Genomic DNA, 5665 nt, shown 5'->3' on the forward strand with positions numbered 1-5665 from the left:
CGGCACGGGCAGGCGCGCGGTCACGTCGGAGGCCAGCGTCAGGCCCAGGCACTCGCCCAGCGGCTCGGTCGCCGTGCCCCGGGCCGGGATCCTCGCCTCCATGCGGGCCCTGTGCTCGTCGATGCTCAACCACTCGCTCATGCCACAGCCTCCTCGTTCGTGCCCGTCCCGCCCGTCAGCGCGCGAAGCGCAGCGTCCGGTAGCGGTTCTTCGCGGCGTCGCCGACGAGCACCCGTCCGATCAGCGGCTCGCCGACGCCCGTGATCAGTTTGACGGCCTCGGTGGCCATCGCCGTGCCGGCCTGCCCGACGACCGGCCCCAGCACCCCGACGCGCGTGCTCGTCGGCGTCGTGCCCGGCCCGGGCGCCACCGGGTGCAGCGTGCGCAGGCTCGTGGCCGGCAGCCCGGACGGGGGCGCCGACCAGAACACCGCCAGCTGGAAGCTCATCGCCACCGCCGTGCCCCATACGAGCGGCACGTCCGCCTCGGCCGCCCAGTCGGCCACCAGGTACTTCGCGGTGAAACTGTCGGTGCAGTCCATCACCAGGTCCCACTCGGCGCCGTGCTCGTCGAGGAAGCCCCTCGTCGCATGCGGGTACTGCTCGACGCGCACGGCGGAGTTGAGCCCGCCCAGGCGGGCCGCGGCGCTGGCCGGTTTCGGGGCGCCCACGTCGGCCTCGCCGTGCAGCAGCTGGCGCTGGAGGTTCGACAGCTCGACGACGTCGGAGTCGCACACGCCCAGCGTCCCCACCCCGGCCGCGGCCAGGTAGAGCAGGACGGGCGAGCCGAGACCGCCGGCCCCGATGACGAGCACGCGCGCCGCGTTCAGCCTGGCCTGGCCCTCCTCGCCGATGCCGGCGACCAGCCAGGTGCGGCGGTGGCGGGCGGCCGCCGCGTCGTCGACCGGCTCGACCGGGTTGTGCAGCCCGATGCGCACGCTCATGCGCCGATCCCCGACCAGACGTGCGAGCCGTCGGGCAGCCACTGGCGCTTCCACGCCGGCAGCTCCGTCTTCACCAGGTCGACCAGGTCGGCCGCGGCCCCGAAGGCCTGCCCGCGGTGCTCGGCGGCGACCGCCACGACCATCGCGACGTCGCCGACGGCGAGCCGGCCGGTGCGGTGCCAGGCGCCGACCGCGTGGACGCCCTCCCGGGCGCCGATCCGGCGGCAGATGCCGTCCAGGATCGACGCCGCGGCCGGATGCGCCGAGTAGTCGATGGCGGTCACGGGCACACCGGCGTCGTGGTCGCGCACGACGCCGACGAAGCCGGCCACCGCGCCGGCGCGGTCATCGCCCACCCGGGCGCACAGCGCCCCCGGGTCGAGCGCCTCGGCGGTGACAGCTGACGAAACGGGACTCATATCGTGCCTTCGGGGGTCTGCCGGAACGAGTGGTGGGCGGTGCGGCCGGCTCAGCCGCCGGCGAAGGGCGGCAGGACGTCGACGAGCGCATCGGCGCCCAGGGGGGCGTCGGCGCCGACGGCCTGCTCGTCCACCATGAAGCTGCACACGGCCAGCACGCGCCCCAGGCCGGGATGGGCGGCGGCCAGCGCGGCGGTCAGCTCGTCCAGCCGGGCGACCGGGGCGCACCGCTCGGTCTCCGCGCCCGCGGCCTCCGCGGCGGCGCCGATCGACCCCCCTGGTCGGATCCACCTGGGGGGGGGGGCTCTGGCCGCCGCTGCGGCGGGGGGGGCCCCGCCGGCAGCAGCGGCCCGCTCGTGCCCGGTCAGCGCTCCCCCGGCGCTGAGGATGACCTCGCAGCGCAGCGGGTGGTTGACGTCCACCATGATCCGGGCCTCGGCCATGCTGCCCGCGGTGCGCTCGATGACCCGCTCGAGCATCCCGTTGCGCATCTCGAGGGCCAGCGGGTCGGGGCGGGACTCGTCGATGCAGCCGAACGGGCAGCCGAGCAGCACCAGGCCGGTGTCGATGCGCGGGTGCGGTCGGACGGCGAAACCGAGCGAGATGAGGAACAGGCGCACCTTGTTGAGGTGGCCGGCCGGGCTGAAGTCCCCGGACGGTCTGAACCCGGAGTGCTCGGGCACGTTCATCATGGCCAGCGCGTCGTCGGCCCAGTAGCGGCCCATCTCGTGGGCCGCCTGGTGCGGGTCGTCCACGTGGTCGGTGAGCCAGGCGAACATCGAGCGGCTGACCTGGTCGAGCATGCGGGCCGGGAAGGCGGGGTCGGCCGGTGTGTAGCTCTGGTAGCCCAGGGCGGGGCGGCCGCGGCCCCTGATCGGCATCTGCTCGCAGGTGACCAGGCCCAGGTGGACGAGCGCGTCGAGCGTCTCGCGCACCGAGTTGGGGTGCAGGTCCGACTCGATCGCCAGCTGGGTGACGGTGACCGGCTCGGCGTGCGAGGAGATGCGCCGCAGCAGGGTCTGCTGGGCGGAGGTGAGCCGGGCCATCTTCCTGAGCGTGTCGCCCAGGTCGGGCACGCGCGCATCGTGCCGGTGGCCCTTCGGGCCGCACGCGCAGTCCCTGGGGGCTCGATAATCAGTAGGCATGAGTGGGGCCCTTCGCTCGCTGTCCGTTGCCCCGATTCTAGGTTGCGGGGACGAGGGCACCCCGTGGAGCCCGTCCCCGGCCTCCGGCGGCCCGACCCCGGGCCGCGGGGACGAGGGGCGTGGGGACGCTCCGTGGCCGGGACCCGCCATCCGCAGGCGCCGGCCGCCCGGTTCAGCGCCCCCTCCCGCCGGTCTTCTCGAACGGGCGCTCCCAGCCGCGGGGCGCGGGCGTCGCGGCGACCCGGCCGTCCCTGCGGGAGCGGTAGACGACGTTCGGGCGCGTCGGGTAGCCGACCGGCGCCGAGACGACGTGGACGAGCCTGGTGAACGGCCAGACGCAGAACAGCAGCATGCCGGCGACGATGTGCGCCTTGAAGACCGCGGGCACGTCGGCCATGAGCTCGGGGCGCGGGTGCAGCATCGGGATCGAGCGGAACCACACCGAGATCGTCTCGCGGTAGTCGTAGCCGCCCTCGGGGCCGAGGACCTGTGTGCTGAAGGTGGCCGCGGCGCCCAGCAGGATCGGGATGGTCAGCAGGACGTAGGCGAGGACGTCGATCCTCGAGGTGTTCAGGCGCACCGATCTCACGACGATGCGCCGGTACAGCAGACCGGACAGCCCGACCACGGCGGCGGCGCCGGCGATGGACCCGGGGATCGTCGCGACCAGGTGGTAGACGTGGTGCGAGATGCCCAGCGCGTCGGTGAGGTCCTGCGGGACCGCCAGGCCCATCACGTGGCCGAGGGCGGCGAACAGGATGCCCAGGTGGAACAGCGGCGAGCTCCAGCGCAGGATCGCGCTCTCCTGCCACTGGCTGGACTTGCTCGTCCAGCCGAACTGGTCGGTGCGGAAGCGCCAGACGAGCCCTCCGATGAGCAGGACGATCGACAGGTACGGCAGGACGGCCCAGGCCAGGATCGAGGCGGCAGGCATGGCGTTCACCCCTCCTTCGGGGAGCCCGGCCGGTTCGCGGGGGCGCCCGGGCCGGGCATCGGGCGCCCGTCGAGCGGGTCGGGCAGTGGATCGTGCGGTGCGGCCGGGTCACCGGGGCGGCCGGTGCCGAGACCCACCAGCTCCGTCGGCGGGCCCTGGGCGACCAGCCTGCGGTAGGCGGCGATGGTCGCCTCGTCGGGTTCGGGCAGGATCGCCACGAGCGCCTCCAGGAGCTCGGCGTACGGCGAGCCCGAGTCCACCAGGGCGGCCCGGATGACCTCCAGGCCCTCGCGGTGGGTCTCGAGCAGTTCCTCGCCCATGCCCTGCTCGTCGAGGGCGGCGAACTCGAGGACGACCGGCAGGTAGTCGGCCAGCTCCTCGCGGGCCTGCTCGAAGCCGGCGGCCCGCATGATCTCGCGGAAGGCCAGGATGGCCCGCCCGCGGCCGCGGGTGTCGCCCTGTCCGTAGTAGCTCAGGTACAGCGCGCAGCGCCGGCGCTGGTCGAAGGTCCCGACGTAGTGCTCGCGCAGGGCCCGCAGCCCGAGCGCGCCGGCGCGGGTGCAGAAGGCCTCCAGGCGCTCGGCGACCGGGGCGGGCAGGGACGCCAGCTCGGCCCGCACCGCACCGAGCTGCTCGGCCAGGGCGTCGGCCGGGTAGTCCAGCAGCAGCGAGCAGGCCATCTCGACGCTCTGCCGCTGGCCGCGGGTGGCGTCCACGCCGCGTTCGACGGGCATGCGGGGGGCGCCCATGAAGACGCTCATGATCGCGGCACCTGCAGCGGCGGCGACGGGCGGGCCCCGCCGCGGGCCGCCGGGAAGAAGGCGTCGTCGTCGAGGTCGCGGATGGGGCAGCCCTCCAGCTGGGCGATGCCGCGCGGCAGCTCCGAGTGCGTCGTCGGGACGACGAACCGGTCGTCGTACTTGGCGATCGACAGCAGCCGGTACATGTCCTGGACGTCCCGGCCCCTCATGCCGACCGCGGCGGGGATCCCCTCGTCGCCCTCGCCGCCCATGAAGACGTCGCGCATGTACGAGCGCATCGCGGCCAGGCGGCGCAGCGAGCGCTCCACCGGGGCGGTGTCGCCCGCTGCGAACAGGCCGGCCAGGTACTCCAGCGGGATGCGCATCTGCGACAGCGCGCTCAGCAGCACCCGGTGGTCCTCGCCGTCGCCGCCCGAGGCGGTCACCGCGTCCACGACCGGCGACAGCGGCGGGACGTACCAGACCATCGGCAGCGTGCGGTACTCCGGGTGCAGCGGCAGCGCCAGCTCGTAGTCGCCGATGAGCCGCCGGACCGGTGACTCCTGCGCGGCGACGAGCCACGAGTGCGGCACCCCGTTGGCCCCGGCCCGGGCGAGCACCTCGGGGTCGTGCGGGTCGAGCAGGATCTCGCGCTGGGCGGCGTACAGCTCGGTCTCGTCCGGGCGCGACACCGCCCAGTCGACGCGGTCGGCGTCGTACAGGACCACGCCGAGGTAGCGCAGGCGCCCGACGCAGGTCTCCGAGCAGACGGTGGGCCGGCCCGCCTCCAGGCGCGGGTAGCACAGCGTGCACTTCTCGGCCTTGTGGGTCTCGTGGTTGAAGTAGACCTTCTTGTACGGGCAGCCCGCCACGCACATGCGCCAGCCGCGGCACCCGTCCTGGTCGACGAGCACGATGCCGTCCTCGGCGCGCTTGTACATGGCGCCCGAGGGGCACACCGAGACGCACGTCGGGTTCAGGCAGTGCTCGCAGATGCGCGGCAGGTGGAACATGAACGAGTCCTCGATGGTCTTGGAGACCTGCAGGTTCATCTGCCGCAGGACCGGGTCGTCGTCGAGGGTCTCCATGGAGCCGCCCAGGTCGTCGTCCCAGTTGGGGCCCCACTCGATGGTGTCCATGTGCCTGCCGGTGATCCGCGAGCGGGCCCGCACCGTCGGTGCGCTCCGCTGCCCGGCCGGGGCGCTCAGCAGCCTGTCGTAGTCGTAGGTCCACGGCTCGTAGTAGTCGTCCATCCCGGGCATGTACGGGTTGGCGAAGATCTTCGACAGGGTCGACAGGCGTCCGCCCAGGCGGGGCACGACCCTGCCGGAGGCGGTGCGCCGCCAGCCGCCGTGCCAGCCGTCCTGGTCCTCCCAGCCGCGCGGGTAACCGACGCCGGGGCGGGTCTCGACGTTGTTGAACCACATGTACTCGGTGCCCTCGCGGTTGGTCCACGCCTGCTTGCAGGTGACCGAGCAGGTGTG

At 73.9% G+C, this 5665-nt stretch carries 6 protein-coding genes; all 6 read right to left on the reverse strand.

What is annotated here, in order from left to right; translation table 11 throughout:
* Positions 1-175: 175 nt before the first annotated feature.
* Positions 176-943: a HesA/MoeB/ThiF family protein gene (locus R2N01_RS11010; RefSeq protein WP_316671151.1), complete on the reverse strand. Its 768-nt coding sequence runs from the start codon at positions 941-943 to the stop codon at positions 176-178.
* Complete coding sequence (locus R2N01_RS11015) at positions 940-1362, reverse strand: molybdenum cofactor biosynthesis protein MoaE (RefSeq protein WP_316671153.1); 423 nt, start codon at positions 1360-1362, stop codon at positions 940-942. Before R2N01_RS11015 ends, R2N01_RS11010 begins: the two co-directional genes overlap by 4 nt.
* Positions 1363-1412: 50 nt before the next feature.
* Positions 1413-2507, reverse strand: coding sequence for a MoaD/ThiS family protein (locus R2N01_RS11020; protein ID WP_316671155.1), 1095 nt, complete (start codon positions 2505-2507; stop codon positions 1413-1415).
* 172 nt (positions 2508-2679) lie between these two features.
* The gene (gene narI, locus R2N01_RS11025) at positions 2680-3441 is read right to left on the reverse strand and encodes a respiratory nitrate reductase subunit gamma (protein WP_316671161.1); all 762 of its coding nucleotides are present in this window, start codon (positions 3439-3441) and stop codon (positions 2680-2682) included.
* A gap of 5 nt (positions 3442-3446) precedes the next feature.
* Complete coding sequence (gene narJ / locus R2N01_RS11030) at positions 3447-4121, reverse strand: nitrate reductase molybdenum cofactor assembly chaperone (protein WP_399553285.1); 675 nt, start codon at positions 4119-4121, stop codon at positions 3447-3449.
* Between the two features lie 77 nt (positions 4122-4198).
* Positions 4199-5665, reverse strand: a 1467-nt coding sequence (gene narH / locus R2N01_RS11035; protein WP_316671159.1) for a nitrate reductase subunit beta, incomplete at its 5' end; no start/stop codon positions are given.

The sequence above is a fragment of the uncultured Propionibacterium sp. genome (assembly GCF_963539965.1).
In the GTDB taxonomy this organism is placed as follows: domain Bacteria; phylum Actinomycetota; class Actinomycetes; order Propionibacteriales; family Propionibacteriaceae; genus Propionibacterium.